The organism is Streptomyces sp. NPDC020780 (assembly GCF_044334475.1).
Classification (GTDB): domain Bacteria; phylum Actinomycetota; class Actinomycetes; order Streptomycetales; family Streptomycetaceae; genus Streptomyces.
The window spans coordinates 553,393-574,891 of sequence record NZ_JBIRTB010000001.1; the positions used below are offsets into that span (position 1 = coordinate 553,393).

Annotated in this window: 20 protein-coding genes and 1 pseudogene; 8 read left to right on the forward strand and 13 right to left on the reverse strand. The window is 71.5% G+C overall.

Features of this window, described 5'->3' with window-relative positions; genetic code table 11:
• Positions 1–175: 175 nt before the first annotated feature.
• Positions 176–2,410 carry a glycogen debranching protein GlgX gene (gene glgX, locus ACH4VO_RS02485; RefSeq protein WP_398440849.1) on the reverse strand — a complete coding sequence of 745 codons (2,235 nt, stop codon included), beginning with the start codon at positions 2,408–2,410 and terminating at the stop codon, positions 176–178.
• Positions 2,411–2,564: 154 nt separating this feature from the next.
• Between glgX and ACH4VO_RS02490 the strand changes: the two genes are divergently transcribed.
• From ACH4VO_RS02490 to ACH4VO_RS02520, 7 genes are all read left to right on the forward strand, one after another.
• Positions 2,565–3,785, forward strand: coding sequence for an Ig-like domain-containing protein (locus tag ACH4VO_RS02490; RefSeq protein WP_360984065.1), 1,221 nt, complete (start codon positions 2,565–2,567; stop codon positions 3,783–3,785).
• Positions 3,786–3,986: 201 nt separating this feature from the next.
• Complete coding sequence (locus tag ACH4VO_RS02495) at positions 3,987–5,240, forward strand: Ig-like domain-containing protein (protein ID WP_360984068.1); 1,254 nt, start codon at positions 3,987–3,989, stop codon at positions 5,238–5,240.
• A gap of 89 nt (positions 5,241–5,329) precedes the next feature.
• A complete protein-coding gene (locus tag ACH4VO_RS02500; RefSeq protein WP_360984070.1) occupies positions 5,330–6,097 on the forward strand; it encodes an enoyl-CoA hydratase-related protein in 768 nt (255 codons plus the stop codon).
• A 251-nt stretch (positions 6,098–6,348) separates the two neighbouring features.
• Positions 6,349–6,864 carry an ATP-binding protein gene (locus ACH4VO_RS02505; protein WP_360984073.1) on the forward strand — a complete coding sequence of 172 codons (516 nt, stop codon included), beginning with the start codon at positions 6,349–6,351 and terminating at the stop codon, positions 6,862–6,864.
• Positions 6,865–7,234: 370 nt separating this feature from the next.
• Positions 7,235–8,044, forward strand: a complete 810-nt coding sequence (locus ACH4VO_RS02510) for a polysaccharide deacetylase family protein (protein WP_360984076.1) — start codon at positions 7,235–7,237, stop codon at positions 8,042–8,044.
• On the forward strand, positions 8,044–9,234 hold the full coding sequence (locus ACH4VO_RS02515; RefSeq protein ID WP_360984079.1) for a YncE family protein: 1,191 nt from the start codon (positions 8,044–8,046) through the stop codon (positions 9,232–9,234). The genes ACH4VO_RS02510 and ACH4VO_RS02515 overlap by 1 nt, the downstream gene beginning before the upstream one ends.
• Positions 9,235–9,404: 170 nt before the next feature.
• On the forward strand, positions 9,405–9,620 hold the full coding sequence (locus tag ACH4VO_RS02520) for an EF-hand domain-containing protein (protein ID WP_069170609.1): 216 nt from the start codon (positions 9,405–9,407) through the stop codon (positions 9,618–9,620).
• Between the two features lie 143 nt (positions 9,621–9,763).
• Here the strand turns inward: ACH4VO_RS02520 and ACH4VO_RS02525 are convergent, their stop codons facing one another.
• From ACH4VO_RS02525 to ACH4VO_RS02545, 5 genes are all read right to left on the reverse strand, one after another.
• On the reverse strand, positions 9,764–10,741 hold the full coding sequence (locus ACH4VO_RS02525) for a terpene synthase family protein (protein ID WP_360984351.1): 978 nt from the start codon (positions 10,739–10,741) through the stop codon (positions 9,764–9,766).
• A 467-nt stretch (positions 10,742–11,208) separates the two neighbouring features.
• On the reverse strand, positions 11,209–11,613 hold the full coding sequence (locus ACH4VO_RS02530) for a GntR family transcriptional regulator (protein WP_360984083.1): 405 nt from the start codon (positions 11,611–11,613) through the stop codon (positions 11,209–11,211).
• 48 nt (positions 11,614–11,661) lie between these two features.
• Positions 11,662–12,639 carry an ABC transporter permease gene (locus tag ACH4VO_RS02535; protein WP_360984086.1) on the reverse strand — a complete coding sequence of 326 codons (978 nt, stop codon included), beginning with the start codon at positions 12,637–12,639 and terminating at the stop codon, positions 11,662–11,664.
• The gene (locus tag ACH4VO_RS02540; RefSeq protein ID WP_360984089.1) at positions 12,636–13,580 is read right to left on the reverse strand and encodes an ABC transporter ATP-binding protein; all 945 of its coding nucleotides are present in this window, start codon (positions 13,578–13,580) and stop codon (positions 12,636–12,638) included. Before ACH4VO_RS02540 ends, ACH4VO_RS02535 begins: the two co-directional genes overlap by 4 nt.
• Before the next feature lie 659 nt (positions 13,581–14,239).
• Positions 14,240–14,962 (reverse strand): VOC family protein, encoded by a 723-nt coding sequence (locus ACH4VO_RS02545; RefSeq protein WP_360984092.1) that lies wholly within the window; start codon positions 14,960–14,962, stop codon positions 14,240–14,242.
• A gap of 227 nt (positions 14,963–15,189) precedes the next feature.
• On the opposite strand from ACH4VO_RS02545, the gene ACH4VO_RS02550 reads away from it, so the two are divergent.
• Positions 15,190–15,804 (forward strand): TOPRIM nucleotidyl transferase/hydrolase domain-containing protein, encoded by a 615-nt coding sequence (locus ACH4VO_RS02550; protein WP_360984095.1) that lies wholly within the window; start codon positions 15,190–15,192, stop codon positions 15,802–15,804.
• On the opposite strand, the gene ACH4VO_RS02555 is transcribed toward ACH4VO_RS02550, so the two are convergent.
• The 7 genes and pseudogenes from ACH4VO_RS02555 to ACH4VO_RS02585 all read right to left on the reverse strand — a co-directional run bounded on the left by ACH4VO_RS02555 (position 15,695) and on the right by ACH4VO_RS02585 (position 20,521).
• On the reverse strand, positions 15,695–16,123 hold the full coding sequence (locus ACH4VO_RS02555; protein WP_360984098.1) for a hypothetical protein: 429 nt from the start codon (positions 16,121–16,123) through the stop codon (positions 15,695–15,697). The two genes, ACH4VO_RS02550 and ACH4VO_RS02555, sit on opposite strands and share 110 nt — an antisense overlap.
• Positions 16,057–16,425, reverse strand: coding sequence for a hypothetical protein (locus tag ACH4VO_RS02560; protein ID WP_360984102.1), 369 nt, complete (start codon positions 16,423–16,425; stop codon positions 16,057–16,059). Before ACH4VO_RS02560 ends, ACH4VO_RS02555 begins: the two co-directional genes overlap by 67 nt.
• A gap of 127 nt (positions 16,426–16,552) precedes the next feature.
• The gene (locus ACH4VO_RS02565) at positions 16,553–16,960 is read right to left on the reverse strand and encodes a MarR family transcriptional regulator (protein ID WP_360984105.1); all 408 of its coding nucleotides are present in this window, start codon (positions 16,958–16,960) and stop codon (positions 16,553–16,555) included.
• Between the two features lie 84 nt (positions 16,961–17,044).
• Positions 17,045–17,886: pseudogene (locus ACH4VO_RS02570) on the reverse strand (nucleotide disphospho-sugar-binding domain-containing protein).
• 126 nt (positions 17,887–18,012) lie between these two features.
• A complete protein-coding gene (locus tag ACH4VO_RS02575; protein ID WP_360984108.1) occupies positions 18,013–18,705 on the reverse strand; it encodes a disulfide bond formation protein DsbA in 693 nt (230 codons plus the stop codon).
• 53 nt (positions 18,706–18,758) lie between these two features.
• Positions 18,759–19,529 carry an ABC transporter permease gene (locus ACH4VO_RS02580; RefSeq protein WP_360984111.1) on the reverse strand — a complete coding sequence of 257 codons (771 nt, stop codon included), beginning with the start codon at positions 19,527–19,529 and terminating at the stop codon, positions 18,759–18,761.
• A gap of 2 nt (positions 19,530–19,531) precedes the next feature.
• Positions 19,532–20,521 carry an ATP-binding cassette domain-containing protein gene (locus tag ACH4VO_RS02585; protein WP_360984114.1) on the reverse strand — a complete coding sequence of 330 codons (990 nt, stop codon included), beginning with the start codon at positions 20,519–20,521 and terminating at the stop codon, positions 19,532–19,534.
• Positions 20,522–21,499 lie beyond the last annotated feature (978 nt).

The window sequence follows — 21,499 nt, forward strand, 5'->3', positions numbered from 1 at the left end:
GACGTCGTGCGCTCCCGCCCGAGGCGTTGCCCGTGGGTCTGCCGGTCACTGCGGTGGAGGGGGTGCGCCGGACCTGCGCGGCCCACCGTCGCCCGGGCCGGCTTCGCGGGGGCGGGCCGGCGGCCGGCGGGCCGGGTCCGGGGCGCCCCGTCGACCACCACGCCCCCTCACCCGGTCACCCGGCGACCCGGAACAGCAGCACCGACCGTTCCGGCACACGCACCGCCGTGCCGCCCCGGTGCACCGTCCCGGGCGCGGCCGACTGGTCCTCCCGGGAGGTGTCCAGGACCAGTTCGTACGTCCGGGCCCACGGAGCGCCGGGGAGGCTGAAGTCGCACGGGGTGTGCGCCGCGTGCAGGACCGCCAGGAAGCTGTCGTCGGTGATCTGCCCGCCGTGGGCGTCCCGGCCGGGGATGTCACGACCGGAGAGGTAGAGGGCGAGCGTCGCCGTGGGTGCGTACCAGTCCGCCTCCGTCATCTCCGCCCCCCGCGGGGTGAACCACGCCAGGTCCCGCAGCCCGTCCGGGGCCTGGGGGGTGCCGGCGAAGAACGCGCGCCGCCGCAGCACCGGGTGGGCGTGGCGCAGGGCCAGCATCCGGGCGGTCAGTGCGGTCAGCCCCCGCCACCGGGGCTGCTCCAGGAGCGACCAGTCCAGCCAGCCGACCTCGTTGTCCTGGCAGTAGGCGTTGTTGTTACCGCCCTGTGTACGGCCCATCTCGTCGCCCGCGACCAGCATCGGCACGCCGGTCGACAGGAGCAGCGTGGTGAGGAGGTTGCGCAGCTGGCGCAGGCGCAGGGCGTTCACCTCTGGGTCGTCGCTCTCGCCCTCCGCGCCGCAGTTCCAGGAGCGGTTGTCGTCGGTGCCGTCGCGGTTGCCCTCACCGTTGGCCTCGTTGTGCTTGTGGGTGTAGCTGACGAGGTCGCGCAGGGTGAAGCCGTCGTGCGCGGTGACGAAGTTGACGGAGGCGTACGGGCGCCTGCCGCCCCAGGCGTACAGGTCGCTCGATCCGGTGAGCCGGTAGCCGAGGTCCCGCACGTCGGGCAGCGCGCCGCGCCAGAAGTCCCGTACGGCGTCGCGGTAGTGGTCGTTCCATTCCGTCCACAGGGGCGGGAAGGCGCCCACCTGGTAACCGCCGTTGCCGACGTCCCAGGGTTCGGCGATGAGCTTGACCCGGCGCAGTACCGGGTCCTGGGCGATGACCGCGAGGAACGGGGAGAGCATGTCGACGTCGTGCATCGAGCGGGCGAGGGCCGCCGCGAGGTCGAAGCGGAAGCCGTCGACCCCCATCTCCGTCACCCAGTAGCGCAGCGAGTCCGTGATCAGCCGCAGGACCTGCGGCTGCACCACGTGCAGCGTGTTGCCGCAGCCGGTGTAGTCCGCGTAGCGGCGGGCGTCCGGCTGCAGGCGGTAGTAGCCGCGGTTGTCGATGCCCCGCAGGGAGAGCGTGGGGCCCAGTTCGCCGGCTTCCGCGGTGTGGTTGTAGACCACGTCGAGGATCACCTCGATGCCTGCGGCGTGCAGCGCGCGCACCATCTTCTTGAACTCGCCGACCTGCCCTCCCGCCGTGCCGTTCGCCGCGTAGCCGGCGTGCGGGGCGAAGTAGCCGACGGAGTTGTAGCCCCAGTAGTTGCGCAGTCCGCGCCGCAGCAGGTGGTCCTCGTGCGCGAACTGGTGGACGGGCAGGAGTTCGACGGCCGTCACACCGAGACGCCGGAGGTGGCCGACGGCGGCCGGGTGGGCGAGTCCGGCGTAGGTGCCGCGCAGGTGCGGGGGGATGTCCGGGTGGAGCTGGGTGAAGCCGCGGACGTGCAGCTCGTAGATGACCGAGTCCGCCCACGGGGTCTTGGGCCTGCGGTCGTCCGCCCAGTCGTCGTCGTCGTGGACGACGACGCCCTTGGGGACGAACGGCGCGGAGTCGCGGTCGTCGCGCACCGTGTCGGCGACGTGCTGCTGCGGCCAGTCCCTCACATGGCCGTACACCTCCGGCGGAAGGGTGAACGTGCCGTCCACCGCGCGGGCGTACGGGTCGAGGAGCAGTTTCGCCGCGTTCCAGCGGGCTCCGGTCCAGGGGTCCCAGCGGCCGTGCACCCGGTAGCCGTACCGCTGCCCCGGCTGTACGCCGGGGACGAAGCCGTGCCAGATCTCATGGGTGAGCTCGGTCAGCGGGAGCCGGGTCTCCCGGTCCCGGCCGTCGAAGAGGCAGAGCTCGACCGCCTCCGCCCCGCCCGCCCACAGGGCGAAGTTCGTGCCCGCCGCCCCGTCGGGGCCGACCCTGTAGCGGGCCCCGAGCGGCGTCGGGGTACCCGGCCGTACGGGTGGTCCCTCCGGGCCGTTCGGTGCGGCCGGTTCCCTCGCCACCACGCTTCCGGCCGCCCTCGGCGCTTCCTCCTGCTCCGCTGTGCTCGACACCTCTCGGCCTCCCGCGGCTCGTCGGACCGGTACCCGGCGAAAGGGCGTGCGGCGTCCCGGCCGCGGCCTTCCCGGTGTGGTCCTCCCCTCTGTTCTGCCCACGGCGGGGCCCGCACTCACGTTTCCCCCGGGCGGCTCCTGTCGTTGGGGGAGCGTGAACCACGTAGCGAAGAGAGCACGGGCGGGTACGGCCGCCGTGCTGACATGGGCAGGACTGTTCACCGTGCTGGCCGTGCTGACGGGCTGCACCGGGCCGGCGTCGTTCTTCGGGGACGACCGCGCCCCCGGGGAGGCCATCCGCATCGTCCCGGAGGACGGCGCCACGAACGTCGGCGCGGACAACCGGATCGAGGTCACCGTCCCCGACGGACGGCTCGAACGGGTGAAGGTGACACGGACCGAGGACGCCGAACACGAGGAGGTGCCGGGCCGGATCGCGGAGAACGGCCGGTCATGGGCTCCCGAGGAGAAGGGCTACCGGCTGGGCCTCGCGGGCAAGTACAGCGTCGAGGCGGTCGCCGTCGACGGGGACGGCCACCGCGAGGCGCGCAGCACGACCTTCACCACCCTGGTGCCCAAGGACCGCTTCATCGGCTACTTCAAGCCGGAGAACCGGTCCACCGTGGGCACCGGCATGATCATCTCCTTCGACTTCAACCGGCCGGTGAGCAACCGCGCCGCGGTGGAGAGGGCCATCGGGATCACCACGGAACCCGAGGTCGAGGTGGCGGGCCACTGGTTCGGCAAGGACCGCCTCGACTTCCGCCCGGCCGCGTACTGGGAGCCGGGCACCGCGGTCACCGTCGACGTGGGGCTGCGGGACGTCGAGGGCGCCCCGGGGGTGTACGGCAGCCAGCGCAAGAGGATCACCTTCCGGGTGGGCCGGTCCCAGACGTCCGTCGTCGACGTCCGCGACCACACCATGCGGGTGAGCCGCGACGGCGAACTCGTCACCACGGTGCCCATCACGGCGGGCGCCGAGAGCACGACCACGTACAACGGGAAGATGGTGGTCTCCGAACGGCACGAGGTCACCCGGATGGACGGGCGCACCGTCGGCTTCGGCGGCGAGTACGACATCGCGGACGTCCCGCACGCCATCCGGCTGACCAAGTCGGGCACCTTTTTGCACGGCAACTACTGGGAGGACCCCGACATCTTCGGGACGGAGAACACCAGCCACGGCTGCATCGGCCTGCGGGACGTGAAGGGCGGCAGTTCCGACACCCCCGCCGGCTGGTTCTTCGAACGGACCCTCGTGGGTGATGTGGTCGAGGTCGTCAACTCCGCGGACAAGACCGTCGCCCCGGACAACGGCCTCGGAGGCTGGAACCTCGGCTGGGCCGCGTGGAAGGCGGGCTCCGCACTGCGCTGACCCCTTCCCCGACCCGCACGGCCCCGGAGGCGCCGTCTCCGGGGCCGACGGGCGGCCGCGGGACGCCACTTGGGACGGAACGGTGACATTCCGGGGGAGTTCTCCCCAGGCGCGGTGTGATTATCTTGCGCCGTGCGTGTGTACAGCGCGCGGGGGTGCGGGCCATGGCGGGGCCAGGCCGTGCGAGGGGAGACGACCACATTGAACGGGCAGCCGATATCGGGGGCATCGGCGGGGGCGAGCGGGGGACGGCGTGGGCGCGGGGCCCCCGGACTTCTCGTACCCGTGCTGGGTGTGCTGCTGTTGCTGGTGACGGCGTGCGGCGGGGGCGGGGCTGCCGCGGACGCCGGGAACGGCGGGGACGCGGGCGCGAAGGCCGGTGACACCGGCGCCTCCCAGGCGGTGGTGACCGTCGCGCCGAAGGACGGCGCCGACGACGTGGCGACGAGCGGGGCGCTGAAGGTGTCGGCCTCCCGGGGCAGGCTGAGCACCGTCAAGGTCACCGGCCCCAAGGGCGGCGAGGTCGCGGGCCGGATCGCGGCGGACGGCCTGAGCTGGGCACCCGACCGGCACCTGGCCGCCGCGACCAAGTACACGGTGCACGCGGTCGCCAAGGACGCGAAGGGCCGCGAGTCGGCGAAGGACACCACGTTCACGACGCTCGTCCCGCAGAACACCTTCATCGGGCAGTACACGCCGGAGGACGGCTCGACGGTCGGCGTCGGCATGCCCGTGTCGATCCACTTCACCCGGGGCATCACCGCACCGGAGGACGTGGAGAAGGCGATCACGGTCACGGCGGAGCCCGCCGTACGGATCGAGCCCCACTGGTTCGGCAACGACCGGCTCGACTTCCGCCCCGAGGAGTACTGGGCGGCGGGCACGAAGGTGACCGTGCGGCTCGACCTCGACGGCGTCGAGGGCCGGCCGGGTGTCTACGGCAAGCAGGTCAAGACCGTGAAGTTCACCATCGGCCGCAGCCAGGTCTCCACCGTCGACGCGAGCTCCCACCGCATGAAGGTGGTCCGCGACGGCAAGCAGATCAAGGACATCCCGATCTCCGCGGGCGCCCCGTCGACGACCACGTACAACGGCCGGATGGTCATCAGCGAGAAGCTCAAGGTGACCCGGATGAACGGCGACACGGTCGGCTTCGGCGGCGAGTACGACATCAAGGACGTGCCGCATGCGATGCGCCTGTCCACCTCGGGGACCTTCATCCACGGCAACTACTGGGGCTCGTCCGGCATCTTCGGGTCCACCAACACCAGCCACGGCTGCGTGGGCCTGCGGGACGTGCGCGGCGCCTGGGACGGTACGACCCCGGCCGCCTGGTTCTTCGACAACTCGCTGATCGGCGACGTGGTGGTCGTGAAGAACAGCCACGACAAGGTGATCCAGCCGGACAACGGCCTCAACGGATGGAACATGGACTGGTCGGAGTGGACCGCGTAGGTCCCCTCCGCGTGGACGGGCCCGGTGCCGTGGACGACGGCACCGGGCCCGTCCGTGCCGTCGGCGGCCGACCCTCTAACCTGCCTCCCATGACCGTAACCCTCGAAGTAAGCGACGGCGTCGGGACGATCCGGCTGGACCGCCCGCCTATGAACGCCCTGGACATCGCCACCCAGGACCGGCTGCGTGAGCTCGCCGAGGAGGCGGCCCGGCGCGACGACGTGCGTGCGGTGATCCTCTACGGCGGCGAGAAGGTGTTCGCGGCGGGCGCGGACATCAAGGAGATGCAGGCGATGGACCATCCGGCGATGGTCGTGCGCTCCAAGGCCCTCCAGGACGCCTTCACCGCCGTGGCGCGCATCCCCAAACCCGTCGTCGCCGCCCTCACCGGTTACGCCCTGGGCGGCGGCTGCGAGCTGGCGCTCTGCGCGGACTTCCGGATCGCCGCGGACAACGCGAAGCTCGGCCAGCCGGAGATCCTGCTCGGCCTGATTCCCGGAGCCGGCGGGACCCAGCGCCTCGCCCGGCTCGTCGGCCCGTCCCGGGCCAAGGACCTCATCTTCACCGGCCGCCACGTGAGGGCAGAGGAGGCACTGGCCATCGGTCTGGTGGACCGTGTCGTGCCCGCCGCCGAGGTGTACGAGCAGGCGCACGCCTGGGCCGCCCGGCTGGCCAAGGGGCCGGCGCTCGCGCTGCGCGCCGCGAAGGAGTCCGTGGACGCCGGTCTGGAGACGGACATCGACACCGGGCTCACGATCGAACGGAACTGGTTCGCCGGTCTGTTCGCCACCGAGGACCGGGAGCGCGGCATGCGCAGCTTCGTGGAGGAAGGGCCGGGCAAGGCCGAGTTCCTCTGACCGTACGTCTGTCACGCACAACAGACCGCGCGTTCATCCGTGCGAGCGGATCGGTGGAACCACAAGGCAGTCTTGAGGTTCCACACGCGCACGCCCCGCGCAATTACCCCAAAGGTCCGTGTCCCCGCTGGCAGGAACCGGCGTAGAGGTGTTTCTCCCGCCTCTGGCATATGCCGGAAGACCAGACCGGAATGCTTCGTTCCGGGGGGTCAATTCCCCGGAGACGACCCCGGGAGGCATCGGGTGCGGCCATGATGGTGCGCATGGCGGGCCTGGAGGGTGTGGAGCAGCCGCGACCGCGAAGCAGTGCGGCGACGGCAGGCAGGATGTCGGCCGTTGATGACGAACGGCCCTTCCGGGTAGTGGAGTTGTTCGGTAACCCGTCGGAGGGTGAGGTCTGGCTGCCCTCCCGGCCCGAGTCCGCCGCCACCGCCCGCCGGCTCACCTCCTGCGTGCTGCAGCGCCAGTGGGCCCTGCCCCCGCAGACCGTCGAGTACGGTGTGCTGCTCGTCTCGGAACTGGTGGGCAACGCGGTGCGCCACACGGGTGCCCGGTCCTTCGGGCTGCGCATGCTGCGCCGTCGCGGGTGGGTCAGGGTCGAGGTGCGCGACCCCTCGCGCGGGCTGCCCTGCCTGATGCCGGTCCGGGAGATGGATGTGAGCGGCCGCGGCCTGTTCCTCGTGGACAAGCTCTCCGACCGGTGGGGCGTCGATCTCCTACCGCGCGGCAAGAACACCTGGTTCGAGATGCGCACGCTGGACCGCTGACGCGCAGAAGCCCCCGGTGGCCGGGGTGCGGCTCTTCGGGGGCTTCTGAGGGGGCCGTGGAATGGGGGGTGTGTCCACGGCCGCTCGGGGGACCGGCTCGGGTCGGAGGAGGTCGCTCCATCGACTATGGCATACGGGCGACCCCGGTGCCAAAGATGCAAACCGGATAAAGTGTCGCAGAAGTGGTCATTCGTTTAACGGATCGCAGGTGTAGTGGGTCACTCGCCTGGGTTTCTTTGCATAGAAATGAGATTCACCGAATGATTCATTGATCATCCCCGGAAGGTGTTCATCCATACCCTCCGCTCTTCGCGTCCTACTGTGTCTCGGGTCAGCCGGCAGCAGCATCCGAACCGACCGCGAGGTGGCCATGGACGGTCGCACGACCCCGGTGGCCCGCCGCGGCGCCCTGCGCGCCGCCGCCGGGGTCCTCCTGGCAGGCGCCGCCACCGCGGGCTGCGCGCGGGATGAACCCGCCTCCCACCCCGCTCCGGCCGTCCCTTCGCGGACCTCCTCACCGCCCGCGGGCAAGGCCCAGGGGGCCGGCCGCCCGGCCGCCGCTCCGCACCGCTTCCCCGGCCGGCCCGGCCAGATCGAGCACGGACCTCGGGACCGTCCACGCGTCGCCCTCACCTTCCACGGCCAGGGCGACCCGGCCCTGGCCCGCGCGATCCTGGACGAGGCCGAGAGGGCCGGTGCCCGGCTCACCGTCCTGGCCGTCGGCACCTGGCTCGACGAACACCCCGGGATGGCCCCGAGGATCCTCGACGGCGGACACGACCTCGGCAACCACACCCAGAGCCACCTCGACATCAACGCCATGGACGAGAAGCGGGCGTACGAGGAGATCACCGGCTGCGCCCGGCGCCTGCACCGGCTCACCGGCTCCATCGGGACGTGGTTCCGGCCCTCCCGCGCCCGGTACGCCACCCCCCTCGTGCAGGACCTCGCCCGCCGGGCCGGCTACCCGCACGTCCTGTCCTACGACGTCGACTCCCTCGACTTCACCTCGCCGGGCGTCGCTGCCGTCACCCGCAAGGTCGCCGGCGAACTCCGCAACGGATCGGTGGTGAGCCTGCACTTCGGTTACCGGGACACCATCGCCGCACTTCCCCTCCTCCTCACCGAAATCGACCGGCGCCGACTGCGCGCGGTGACCACGACGGAGCTGCTGACCTGATGCTTCCCTCCACGCGCACCACCACAGCCACCGCCCTGCTCGCGGGCCTGATGGCCGCCGCACTCGCCGCCTGCGCGTCCCCCGCGGACGGCGGGGCCGCTTCCTCGCGTACCGAGGCGGCCGTCGCGCCGGTCAGGTCCGCACGGCCCGCGACCCCTCCCGGACTTCCCGGGATGCCGCCCGTGCTCGACCCCGCGGACATCTACGCCGCCGACCGGCCCGGACGGCTGGCGCCCGCCGTACGGGACTTCCCCTCGCGGGTGTACGTACCCAACACCAACTCCGACACCGTGTCGGTGATCGACCCGTCGACGTACAAGGTCGTGGAGACCATCCCCGTCGGCGATCAGCCCCAGCACGTCGTCCCCTCCTGGGACCTCAAGACGCTCTGGGTCAACAACGACCTCGGCGACAGCCTCACCGCCATCGATCCGGCGACCGGGAAGACCGGGCGCACGGTCGACGTGTCCGACCCGTACAACCTCTACTTCACCCCGAACGGCAAGTACGCCGTCGTGATGGCCTCGATGGACCGGGAGCTGGTCTTCCGGGATCCGGGGACCATGGACCGGGCCAAGGCCGTGCCGGTGAGCTGCGCGGGGGTCAACCACGCCGACTTCTCCGCCGACGGGCGGTTCTTCATCGTCTCCTGCGAGTTCTCCGGCGAACTGCTCAAGGTCGACACGGAGCGGATGAAGGTCGTCGGACAGCAGAAGCTGCCTCTGCAGGGCGCCATGCCGCAGGACGTGAAGCTCTCCCCGGACGGCCGGACCTTCTACATCGCCGACATGAAGGCGCACGGCGTGTGGGTCCTCGACGCCGGGTCGTTCCGCACCCCGAAGCTGCTGCCCACCGGCAAGGGCTGCCACGGGCTCTACATCAGCCGGGATTCCCGGGAGATGTACATCACCAACCGGGACGAGGGCTCCGTATCCGTCTTCGACTTCGCCAAGAAGCAACTCACCAAGAAGTGGCGCCTCCCCGACGGCGGCAGCCCGGACATGGGAGGCGTGTCCGCCGACGGCAAGGTCCTGTGGCTGTCGGGGCGCTACGACGCCGAGGTGTACGCGATCGACACGGCGGACGGCAGGCAGCTGGCCAGGATCCCGGTGGGCAGCGGGCCGCACGGGCTGGCGGTCTACCCGCAGCCCGGCCGCTACTCGCTCGGCCACACCGGCGTCTTCCGCTGACGTGCGGCGCGGACGGCGGGCAACCGTCCCCGGCGGCTGTCCGCACCGCGTGTCCGTCCCGCGTGTCCCGCCTGTCCGTCCCGCCTGTCCGTACCGGGCGGTGTGCCCCGCCGGGTACGCCGCCCGTTAATCTGACCTCCGTCAACGACGCTTAACGAAGGGGCGGAACAGTGGCGGACATCGAGTCGGCACGCAAGGCATTCGAGCACTTCGACCAGAACGGCGACGGCCGGATAACGGCCGCCGAGTACAAGAGCGCGATGGCGCGGCTGGGCGACCCGTTCGTCACCGAGACGGTGGCGCAGGCCATCATCAACGCCCACGACGGCAACGGTGACGGCGAGCTCACGTTCGACGAGTTCTGGGCCGCCCAGAACAAGGCCTGACCCGCACCGGCCCGGCGCGGGCCGGGCCGGCGTTCCCGGTGTGCTCCATGTGCCGGTGCGCGGGGCGCGAGGGGCGGCACGTGGACGGGCGGGGCGCCCGAGGCCCGTCGCCGGGCCCCCGGGCCGCGCGGCCGCTCCCGCCGTCAGGCGGCGAAGTACCCGGAGAGCGCGACCCGCCGGTCGACCTCCACCAGGTCAGGACGTGTATAGCGCTCCGCCCGCGCGTGGTAGTCGAAGTCCCCGCGTACGAGGCCCCGGTAGTCCCGGACGCAGCGCTCCAGCGCCGCCCGCACCGGCCCCTCGATCCCGGCGGCCGCTATCTCCTCGGCCAGTTCCTTTTCTGCGCGCTGAACCCGCTCGGCGATCCGTGCCAGTTGAATTCCGGCCTCGTCCACCGCCGCCTGGAGCGTGCATCCGCGGTCCCGCTGAATGAGCCGCACCGCATTGTGCTCGTAACCCAGCACCGCCTCCTTCTCGAACGAGCAGATGTCGTTGCACAGGCCCGAGTGATCGGTCACCGCATGGCGCAGGGCGACATAGGCGGGCAGGCTGCGGGCGGATTCCGGAAGATCTGTTCCGGCGGTGATCTCATGGAGATCCAGGAACGGCTGCATGGCCACGGAGTCCCGGCGGTGCCTGACGTAGTCGGCCCGGGTCGGCACCTGTCCGGCGGCCCGCTCCACGGCCTCCGCGTAGTACGTCCACAGCCAGGAGACGGTGTCCCGGCGGAACTGCCGGTTCCAGACGGCCGACCGGTCCGCGCAGGTCCGTTCCCTCAGGCCTTCGAGGGCGTGCTCCATGGGGCCGTGCGGCTCGGCCCCGTCCAGGACGTCGACCAGGCGGGCGATCGCCGCCTCGCACATGCGGGGATCACGTCCCGCCGGTCCGTCGTCGAACTCGTCGTCGACGAGGAAGGCCCAGAAGAGCCACTGGCAGAAAAGATCCAGATGCTGCTGGGAAGCCCCCGGGAATATCAAGGAGATCCAGAGCTCCGGCCGGGTGCGGAGCATCTTGTTGCGGGCGGGCGGGGAGAGCGAGATCCCATTGGCCTCGGCCCACTTCCAGGCGGCCTTCTTCGTTTCCTCCATCCCCGGATTGCACCCCGCGCTCCGGAACGGCATGTGAAACGCGGGTAGAACGATCTGGCTCATGGGTGCCCCTCATCGAATGGGTGCGGATGAAAGATGAGAACGGGAAATCGATGGGCGGTGACGCACGGCGCCGGTCCGGCGGCGGTCCGGCGCAGGGCGGGCGGCGGGGCTTGTCGCGCCTGGCAGAAGGGTCACCGTACGAGGTGGGGCGGTCATCGTCGTCCTGTTCCTTCCTCCGCCGTGGCCCTTGACCCCGGAGCCGGATCCGCGAGCCGGCGGGGGAGGTCGCATGACCATGCGTCACGCCCAGTGAACCCTGTGTGCGCGATCAATGGAAGCGGTTTGTGACCGAAACTGCTTGATCCTGGTGGACGCCTGTTCATGGATGCGCGCGTGGGGCTCTGGGAGACCAGGGGCCCCACGCGCGTCCAACGGAGGATCCGGCCTGGTCAGGCCTCACGCCCGGCCACGTCGGACAGCCGTACCTGGCGGGCGGATCAGTCCGTGGTCCCGCCGGAGGGAAAGGCGTCCGCGAAGCAGGCCGAGAAGAGCGCCCGGACCTCTTCTCCGTCCAGCCCCTCCTCGCGCGCCTGATGCATCCACTCGTTCAGCGCGGTACGCAGGGGCCAGTCGGGGCCCGACCCGGGATCGGCGAGGGAGCGGGTGATGAAGGTCCCCGCCCCCTGGCGTACCTCGGCGAGGCCCGCCCGCTCCAGCTCGCGGTAGGCCTTGAGCGTCGTGTTCGGGTTGACCTTTGTGGTGGCGGCCACCTGCGCCGCCGTGGGCAGCCGGTCACCTTCCTCCAACGCCCCCATCCGCAGGGCCTGTTCGACCTGGCGGACGATCTGGAGGTACGTCGCCACCCCGCTGCGCCGGTCGATGCGGAACACGACCACGGACATCACCTTCCGCTCGAATACCGATACTTTACGTAGATGAGGGGGCGGGTCCTACACGGGGCGCCGGGCGGCCCACCACAGGACGAACCCGGTGAGGAGCGCCGTACCGGCGAGCAGGATCCCGGCGCCGGCCCATTGCATGCCCGCCATCTGGCTGTGGGCGTAGTACTCGACGACGTTGTTGACGATCCCCTTCTCCTTGATGCACGCGTCGGTCGCCTTCTCGGTCGCCTCGGCGCAGGAACCCCAGCCGTACAGCGTCCCGTCCGCGCTCCCGACCCACCGGTCGAGCTCGTAGGCGTCGTTCAGGCGTGCCGGGAGGTCGCCGTCCAGCGGATAGGTGAGCATCCGTGGCGTGCCCAGCTTCCGGCGGATCAGCTCGCCCCAGACGACCTGGGCGCCTACGGAGAAGACGAAGGTGGCCACCATCGCGGCCAGGACGCGGCGCAGCAGGATGCCGATGGCGACACCCGCGGCGGTGAGGAAGAGGGCGAGGGCGGGAAGCACGGGGCCGGTGCTGTCGAAGATCTCGCCCTCCAGCCAGTTGCTGGCGAGTACCGAGCGGTGCGGCTGCCAGAACCACGTGAAGAGCGCGGAGAGGACAGCGCATCCGGCCAGGACGGTCAGGAAGCACCAGCCGAGCTTCGCGGTCAGCCAACGGCGGCGCGTCACCGACTGGGTGGTGACGAGCTGGGCCGTTCCCTGCTCCTGGTCGGCCGCGATGAGCGGGGCGCCGAGGAAGACGGCGAGGATCACCGGCAGCGAGCTCAGCAGCATCGTCAGGTACTCGTACTGCCGGCCGACGACCGGGATCGGCGCATCCTTCTCGGGCCAGCCCGCCGCGTCGAGCAGCTGGGTCAGCTCGCTGCGCTGGTACACGATCCACAGGGAAGTGGACACCACGAGGGTGAGCGCGGCGATCATGGTGGCACGGTGCTGACGCAGGACCAGCCACATCAGTCCCCTGAGGAATCCAGGCCGGGTGGCCCGTCCGTCCGCGGTGTCGGTCAGGGTGCGGGTGGTACTCATGCGGCCTGGGTCCCTTCGGTCTCGACACGGGCGCCCGGTGTGTACAGGGCGGGAGCCTCGGGGGAGCGGAGATGGGCGAGCAGGACTTCCTCGAGGCTGGGTTCGGAGACCTGCCAGTCGCCGGACAGCGGGCCGTCGGGCCGCACCATCGCCTGGAACTGCCGTCCCTGCACGCGCTTCTCGATCACCGTGTGGCCGTCGAGGGCGCAGGGCAGCGACCCGTCCGGCGTCATGCCGGTCACCAGGGCGTGGGCGGGGACCAGTGCGTCGGCGTCACCGGCCATGCGGACCCTGCCCTGGGCGACGACCAGCAGGTAGTCGCACATGTCCTCCAACTCGGCGAGCATGTGGGACGACATCATCACCGTGGTCCCGCGCTCGACCGCCTCCGCCATCAGCAGGGTGCTCATCTCGTCGCGGGCCAGCGGATCGAGGTCCGACATCGGCTCGTCGAGCAGCAGCAGGTCCGGCCGCTTGCCGAAGGCCAGGGCGAACGCGACCCGGGTGCGCTGGCCGCCGGAGAGGGTGCCGATCCGGGCGTGCGCCGGGATGTCGCCCGAGCGGACGATCCGCTCGGCTGCCGCCGCGTCCCAGCCGGGGTTGAGCTCCCTGCCCAGCCGCAGCGTCTCCGCCACGGTGAACCGCTTGAACAGCGGCTTGTCCTGTCCGAGGAACGCGAACCGGGGCATCACCGCCGAGTCGCCGACCGGCACGCCGAAGACGCGCAGTTCCCCTTCGGTCGGCTCCACCTGCCGGGTGGCCAGTCCCAGCAGGGTGCTCTTCCCGGCTCCGTTGGGACCCACCAGACCGCAGATCCGCCCGGCCGGCAGCCGGAAGGAGCAGTCGCGCAGCGCCCAGCCGCGTCGGTAGCGCTTGCCCAGACCGCGGGCCTCCAGCGCCCATGCGCCGGAGACCCTTTCCGGGGTGCTCGTTTCTGCCACGCGCCTCGCCTCAATTCCATTAGTCAATTAATGGAATGATGGTCATGGCGGGGCGTGACTGTCAAGCGAAGGCGCGGCGGGAGCGCGGTGCGGGGGTGGTGACGGCTCAGCGGCGACTGGCCGGCCCGGCCAGGGGCCGCGCCGACCGGGGGTCGGTGGATCACTGTCCAGCGCCGAACAGAGAACGAAGGGAGGGCGAGGGCGGTCACCAGGTGGGCGCTGCGGCTCTCCGCGCAGAGGACCTGCCGTCAGGAGGCGCTCGGTCCGTGGTGACGGGCCACGCGAGGACGCTTTCTCGGCGAAACCTCTGCGAGGCCGCCTGGGGCGCTTTCGCCGGCGCCGGTGGGCGGAGGCGTGCTGCCGGCGTCGTGGCAGGCCATGTCGAGGCGGCCCAAGGTGTCCACGGTGCGGTCGGCGCGGTGGCGCCCCGGTGCTCGCCGCTGACGTCGCAGACCAGGGCGGGGGCCCGGGAGCCACCGTCGGCGAGTTCCTTCGCCGGAAGCACTACCAGGACTGTCCCGCCCTCCCCGGCGGGCGCATGACGACAGCCACGGCACCTCGCAGGGTTGTCGGAACGCCCTGTTGTGCGAAGCACCTCCGCCGTGCGATGCACCGCATCCGACGCCGCGCGCCGTCCTCCACGGATGGCGGGACAGCCCTCAGGGGGAGGTCCGTACCACGAACTCGTTCCCGTCGGGGTCGAGCATCCGAACCCGGACGGCGTCGACCCCACCCGGGTCCGCCGGCGCCGCGCCGAGCGAGACCAGACGGCCGACCTCCGCCTCCGGGTCCGCGCCCGCGGGCAGTGCCAGCTCGAAGTACAGCCGGTTCGTGCCCTTCTTCGGCGCCACCGGAGGGCCGCCCCAAGTGATCTTCGTCCCGCCGTTCGGCGATTGGATCGCGGTTTCCTGGTGCTGGTCCCAGACCAGCGGCCAGCGCAGCACCTCGCTCCAGAAGTAGCCGACCTCTTGCGTACCGTCGCAGGCCAGTGCCCCGATGAGACCGGTGTCGGCGAGGAACGTGTTGCCCGCCTCGATGACGCAGAACTCGTTGCCGTCCGGATCGGCGAGCACCACGTGTCCCTCTTCGGGGCGCTGACCCACGTCGATGTGCGTTCCACCGAGTTCGAGGGCCCTGGCCACCGTCCGCCGCTGGTCCTCGGGGGAAGCGCTCGTCAGGTCGAAGTGCGCCCGGTTCTGCGTCGTCTTCGGCTCCCGGCCCGGCAGGAAACGCATACGGAAGCCGGTGTCATCCGGCGGCCGGATCGTCACGCCGTCGTCCGGCCCGGCGGCCGGCTCCCAACCCAGGATCCCGGACCAGAAGCGGGCCAGATCCGACGGCGTCGTCGCATTGAAGCAGACTGCGAACAGTTGACTTGTCATACCCGGTGCATCTCCGATCCGCTGAAGGCCGAAACGGTGCCTCGTCCTCTTCACGGGGTGCGGTTCCGGGAGTCGCCGAGCGGCACGAGGGATCTCCCCGCCGGGATCAGGACCCTCCCGCACGAGGACCTGCCGGAGGCGGATCTCTCCGACGGCGCTACGGTGGCCGGACTCGCGGAGCTGGTCGAGCGAGCGGCACACCGCCGGAGCACGAACGGACGTAGGTGTTGGCTGATATGAGGTCATTCCGGGACGCGATCACCTCGTGGGCGTGGGGCGGCCCCGCCGACCCGGCGTACGAGCTCGCCACGCTGCTGCCCGTCCGCGGGGTGGTCCTGGTGGAAGGGCCGAGCGATGTCGCCGCGGTCGAGGCGCTGGCGCACGGCTACGGCCGGGACCTGGCGGAGGAGGAGATCTGCGTCCTGGCGATGGGCGGCGCCATGAACGTGGCCCGCTTCGTCGACCGGGTCGGACCCGGCGGCCTGAATGTGCGGCTGACAGGTCTGTGCGACGAGGGGGAACGCGGCTACTTCACCCGCGCCTGGGCGCGGGCCGGGCTGGAGCCGACCTTCTTCGTGTGCGATGTCGACCTGGAGGACGAGCTCATCCGTGCTCTCGGGGTGGAACAGGTCACGGAGCTCGTCCGGCAGCAGGGCGACCTGCGCCCGCTGCTCACCTTCCAGTCCCAGCCCGCCCAGCGGGAGCGCAGTACGCACCAGCAACTGCGCCGGTTCATCGGGACCAAGAAGGGCCGGAAGATCCACTACGGCACGGTGCTGGTCGAGGCGCTCCCGCACGAGCTCGTGCCCCCGCCGCTGCGGGACCTGATCGACTCCGTCTGAGGCAGCCGGCCCCGGTCGGACAGCGTGCGCAACCGGCCATCGACCGTCCCGGCCTCTTCCGGACCCTGAACCCGCCGCCGTACCGGGCCGCCGTCCACTCCAGCCACTCGGCGAGTGGGTCCTCGCGCAGTTCCTCGGGCCGCGCGGCGAGCGACGTCAGGTGCCGCTCCCGCATGGTGCCCACCAGGTCGAGCCCGTAGAGGAGACGCGCGTGCGCCGCCCCGCAGGCCTGGGCGGCGATCGACCCGCCCATCATGAGCGTGTCCCAGACGACCAGGTCGGGCCGCCGTCGACGGGGCAGCGCGACCAGGTCGTCCACGGTCTCCTCGTCCGCGAAGTTCTGGAAGAGGCCGAGGTCATCACCGTGAAGAGGCCGTCCAGGAAGTCGGGGGTCAGCCGCTCCGGCCGGTCCTCCGCCATCCGCATCAGCTCCTGGGCGTCGGGCGGCTCCGTCAGCCGCTCGGCCGCCCTCTCCTGCCGACGCCGCAGCTCCCCCACGGACTCGTCCTGGGCCAGCGGGGGCCCCACCGGGGTCGCGGGCAGCCCGGCCGCGGTGATGGCGTCCAGCAGATCGGGCTGGCTGGCGCACGCTCCTCGTGGCCGGCGGCGCGCAGGGCCCAAGCCAGCGGCACCTGGACGTAGAAGTGGGGACGGGCGGCCAGGGTCACAAACAGCACACGCACGGCGGCGAGGCTAGGGGCCGGGTCTCGACTCTCGTTGGTGCCCCGTCGGGGGCGTCGAGCCGCCGTCAGCGGGCCGGCAGCCAGGCCTCGTCGTCGGTGGCGTGCGCCAGGACGCGCTGGAGGAGCTGCCGCAGGGTCTCGGCCTCCTCCGGGCTGAGATCGCCGAGCAGCTCCGCCTCCACCCGCTCCAGCGGCCCGTCGATCCGCGTCAGCAGATACTGCGCCGTGTCGGTGATCTCCAGCCGGCGCGAGCGGTCGTCGGCGCCGGGGCGGCGGCGCACATGGCCCGCCTCCACGAGCTCGTTGACCAGTTGGTGCACCGACTGCCGGGCGATGCCGAGCTGGCGGGCCAGTTCCGCCATCGTCAGCTCGGGTTCCAGCGAGAGCTGTGTGAGCAAGCCGTATTGACGCACCGTCAGGTTGTAGGCGGTCAGCCGCTCGTCGACCCGACGCGTCGCCACCGTGCTCGCCACGGCTAAGAGATAGGGGATGTGTGTCCTCACCAGGGATTCACCTCGACCGTGCGGAGACCGTGATCTTCACCGTCCGACGGTATGTCATGAGGCGCCGCGCCGACCGGGAGACCGATGCGCGGCGACCAGCCGTTCCAGGGTCGGGACGACCTCCCCGGGCGTCGGCGTCCCGAGCATCTCGGCGCGGCCCCGGGCCGCGTTCCGCGCGAACGACCCGTCGCCGAGCACCCGCGTCACCATCGCGTGCAGCCGGTCGGCCGTCAGCTCCTCCGGCGGGCAGGTCAGGGCCACCCCGGCCGCCCGGGCCCGCTTCGCTCGCGGGGTGTTGCACCACATGCGGGCCGGGACCACGACCTGGGGTACGCCGTGGGCCAGGGCGGTCAGGAACGTACCGGCCCCGCCGTGGTGGATGATCGCCGAGCCGGCAACAGCTCGTTCAGCGGTACGAAGTCGACCGCCCGTACGTTCGGCGGCAGCGGGCCCAACGCGGCGAGCCGTTCGGCGTTGAGCGTGGCCACCACCTCGACGTCCAGATCGGCCACCGCCGCCAGCAGCTCCCCGACCGAGGCCTGGTCCTCGCCGACCACCTCCCGGAAGGAGACGCCGAGGGTCAGACAGATCCGGCGCCTGCCGGGAGTCTCGTCCAGCCAACCGGGCACGACCGCGGTGCCGTTGTACGGCACGTACCGCACCGGGTCGCGGGGGACGTGGAGGGGCAGGGCGAGGGAGGTGGGGACCGGGTCGACGGTCCACTGGCCCACCACCAATTCCTCGTCGAACCCCTGGCCGGGGCCCTCCAGACCGTGCCGCTCCAGGACGTGCCCCAGCCACTCCTCCAGCGGATCGTCCCGCAGCTCCGCGGGCAGCCGGTCGAGGACGTCCCGGAACCGCTCGCGCAACAGGCCCACCAGGTCGAGCCCGAACATCCGGTGGGCTCACTCAACGTCTGCGGAGGCCTCGGCACCTACTGATCAAGGCCGATCACGGGCGGCAACCGCGCACCTCGGTCTGCCCGTTCACCGCCGACCCGCCGACCCGCCGACCCGGTCCCGTCACGTCGGATCGTCTCCTCGGCGCACGTCCGGATCCGGGTCGGCGGGCGTCCCCTTGAGCTCGTGGAAGCCGGGGGTGCCCGCCACCAGCAGCGTCCCATCCCACAGCCGTCCCGCTTCCTCCCCGCGCGGCACGCGGGACAGGACCGGCCCGAAGAAGGCCAGCGGAGGGGGGCCCGGCTCCGCCGGGTCCGTCACCGCGACGACCGGCGTCCCGGGGCGCGGGCCGAGGAGCCTGACGGCCTCGGCGTGCGAGGACCGCAGTTCCCCGTCGTACGCGGTCGAGCCGCCGGCCGCCGCCAGGTCGGCCGGCAGCCCGGCGTCGGCCAGGGCGTCGGCCGGATCGTTGATCCATTTCTTGCTCCTTCCGGCGTCCGCGCCGGTGCCCGAGTCCGCCCAGAGGGCGGCGTGGAAGCGGGCCAGCGCCTCCTGCCCGTGGTGGTGCAGGACGGCCGTGCCGATTCGCACCGGCACCATGAGGAACCCCGTGGGATCTCCCTCGGGATCGTCGTCGGACCCCTCGTTGAGGATGGCCAGGCTCATCAGGTGCCGGCGCAGGTGGAGCGGGCGCACCCGGGCCGCCTCCTGCAACCAGCGGGAGGTGAGCCAGGTGTACGGGCAGGCGGGGTCGAGCCACACGTCCACGGTGCGCGGGCCGGGGGGCCGGACGGCCGGAACGGCTTCGGCGGTCACGGGTGGGGTGCTCCTTCCGGTCGTTCGAGAGGGCGGGGTGCGCGGGCGTCGCGTCACACGGTGGCGTTGCGCATGCCGCGGATGCCCGCGACGACCCCCAGGACTGCGATGGCCGCCGCCGCGACGATCCCGTACAGGACGCCCGCCTCGGCGAACCGGCCGTCGAACAGGGTGCGTTCGGCCTCGACCACGTAGGTCACGGGGTTGATCCGGCTGAGGACGTAGAGCCAGGTCGGCGCGGAGGCCTCGGTGATGGGCAGCAGGACCCCGGAGAGCAGCAGCAGCGGGAAGAAGATCACCTGCTGGACCCCGTAGAACAGGGTCTGCTGCTTGCGGGAGTGAAGCGCGAGGGTGAAGGAGAGGGCCCCGATCCCGACGCCGAAGACGGTCAGCAGCGCCAGTCCGGCCAGGGCGCCGAGCGGGTGCAGCCGGAAGTCGGTCGGCAGCAGCAGGACGAGGATCAGCACGGCCTGTGTCAGCAGGACGACGACTTCCTTCAGGGCCCGGCCGACGAGCATCGAGGCCCGGTTGAGCGGGGTGACGAGCATCCGCTCGAAGGCGCCCGAGGACATCTCGTTGAGGAGCGAGGCGCCGGCCCCCGCGGTGGCGGAGAGGCCGAGCAGAACGAGCATGCCGGGCACGAACCACTGCCAGGGGGAGCCCGTGCCTGTGCCCCCGCCGGCGCCCATGTCCGTCAGCAGGGGTGCGAAGAGGGCGAGGAAGAGGAAGGGAAGCATCATCGTGAAGAGGAGCCCCGCGGGCTGCCGCAGCTCGGGCCCCAGTTCGCGGGCGAACGCGGTCCGGGTGTCGGTGATCACCTTCATGGTCAGGCTCCGTCGTGCGTGGTGGTCGGGGCGGTGGCGTCGGTGCTCTCCCGCAGGGTGCGGCCGGTGAGGGAGAGGAAGACGTCGTCGAGGGTGGGGCGGTTGAGCCGGGCGGTGATCGCCCGTACCCCGGCCGTCTCCAGGTTCCGTAGCAGGAGCGGGAGTTGGGTGTCGCCGTGCGGTGCGCGCACCCGCACCTCGGTTCCTTCGGCGGTCACCTCGTGGACGGTGGGCAGGGCGCGGGCGAGTTCGACGGCCCGGTCCGCGTCGGCGCGGCCGGCGGTTCCCACGGTGATGCGGTCTCCGGCCAGGTCGGCCTTGAGCTGCTCCGGGGAGCCGTCGGCGATCACCCGGCCGTGGTCGACGACCATCACCCGTTCGGCCCAGAGGTCGGCCTCCTCCAGGTAGTGGCTGGTGAAGACGACGGTGGTGCCGAGCTCCTTGTGCAGCCGCAGCACGTGTTCCCAGATGTTGGCGCGGCTGTGCGGGTCGAGTCCGGTGGTGGGCTCGTCGAGGAAGAGCAGTTCCGGCTCGTGGACCAGGGCCATGGCGATGTCCAGGCGGCGGCGCTGTCCGCCCGACAGGGTGCCGACCGTCCGCTGGGCCAGGCCCTCCAGTTCGAGGGCGGTGAGCAGGCGCTCGGCCCGCGCGCGGGACTCGGCGCGGCCGAGACCGTAGGCGCGGCCCTGGGTGACGAGTTCGTCGGTGACCCGGAAGTTGCTGCCCGCGCTGTTTCCCTGGCCGAGGTAGCCGATGCGGTGGCGTACGGCGGCGGGGTCGGCCATGACGTCGTGGCCGGCGACGACGGCGGTGCCCGAGGACGGCGGAAGCAGAGTGGTCAGCATCCGCAGACTGGTGGTCTTGCCGGCGCCGTTCGGCCCGAGGAAGGCGACCACGGAGCCGGCTTCGATGTCGAGGTCGAGACCGCGCACGGCTTCGACGGTCTCTCCCTTGGCGCGGAAACTGCGGGTGAGCCCGCGGGTGTGGATCATGGGTTCTCCCGTAGAGGGTTGATGGAGGGGTGTCACGGGGTTACGGGCTGCGCGGGGACCGGCCGGCTCGGTCCCGGGCAGGTTGAGGGAAGGTCAGATGCTCTGGGCCCTTGACTTCTTCGAGCTTAGAAGCGCTAATGACGTCTTTGTCAGCTTCCTTGACGGTTTCGATCCGCCCTTCGATCCGCCCTTCGTACGGGGCGCCGCGGCGCGTACCAGCGCCTCTCCACCGACCTGCCAGCGACCGCCTCCAGGCTGGCCGCCGACACGGCGAACGGCCGCGGGCCGGACGGGAAGGTCGGTGTCCCTCTTGGTACGACTCACACGCAGACGAATACTGGGGCTCTCAGCTGCCTCCGGGAGCGCCGCGCTCCTCGGTGGCCCGGCCGCCGCCGCGTCCCCGGCCGGCCCATCCGGTGGGGCACCGGATGGGCCGGCCGGTGCCCCACCTGTTCGGGGTGGCCATCGAGGATGACGAGTTCGCCCGGGCCAAGACCCCAGCCCAGCTCACCACCCTGGTCAACCGCCTTCTTGCCGAACCCTCCTGACCTGGACCGAGAGGTTGGACTGGCGAGATGCTCACCGGAGTCACAGCGACCCGCCGTGCCACTTCCTTGGCGAGGGTGGCTCGCTTCCAGGCGTCGTCGAGGCCGATGATCTCGGTACCTACGTCGTGCACGCCCCGAGTCCGGGGCTCTGAGCTGAGCTGCCGACTCATGGTGTGGCGCTGACCGGCGACGTTCCCTCTTTCGAGGTCTTTCACGGGCCTTCTGGCTTGCGCGGCTGGGACTCCCCGGGAACTTCCCGAACGGCCTCGAAACTCCCCAGCCACTCCCCGGCGGGGCGGCCTGGGGAGTGGCGTCGCGCGGACCTCTGCCCCGTGGGCGCACGCTCCTTCCTTCAGGCCTGGACCGGGCGGAGTGAGGAGCGGGGCGAGTGGCGATCGGTACGCAGCCGACGGTGCCATCGACCGGCACC

Coding starts and splice junctions, on each gene's coding strand:
- ACH4VO_RS02505 (WP_360984073.1), top strand. CDS start 6,349: ATGATGGTGCGCATGGCGGGCCTGGAGGGTGTGGAGCAGCCGCGACCG.
- ACH4VO_RS02585 (WP_360984114.1), bottom strand. CDS start 20,521: ATGATCCACACCCGCGGGCTCACCCGCAGTTTCCGCGCCAAGGGAGAG.
- ACH4VO_RS02545 (WP_360984092.1), bottom strand. CDS start 14,962: ATGACAAGTCAACTGTTCGCAGTCTGCTTCAATGCGACGACGCCGTCG.
- ACH4VO_RS02535 (WP_360984086.1), bottom strand. CDS start 12,639: ATGAGTACCACCCGCACCCTGACCGACACCGCGGACGGACGGGCCACC.
- ACH4VO_RS02525 (WP_360984351.1), bottom strand. CDS start 10,741: ATGCCGTTCCGGAGCGCGGGGTGCAATCCGGGGATGGAGGAAACGAAG.
- ACH4VO_RS02510 (WP_360984076.1), top strand. CDS start 7,235: ATGGACGGTCGCACGACCCCGGTGGCCCGCCGCGGCGCCCTGCGCGCC.
- ACH4VO_RS02515 (WP_360984079.1), top strand. CDS start 8,044: ATGCTTCCCTCCACGCGCACCACCACAGCCACCGCCCTGCTCGCGGGC.
- ACH4VO_RS02530 (WP_360984083.1), bottom strand. CDS start 11,613: ATGTCCGTGGTCGTGTTCCGCATCGACCGGCGCAGCGGGGTGGCGACG.
- ACH4VO_RS02580 (WP_360984111.1), bottom strand. CDS start 19,529: ATGAAGGTGATCACCGACACCCGGACCGCGTTCGCCCGCGAACTGGGG.
- ACH4VO_RS02500 (WP_360984070.1), top strand. CDS start 5,330: ATGACCGTAACCCTCGAAGTAAGCGACGGCGTCGGGACGATCCGGCTG.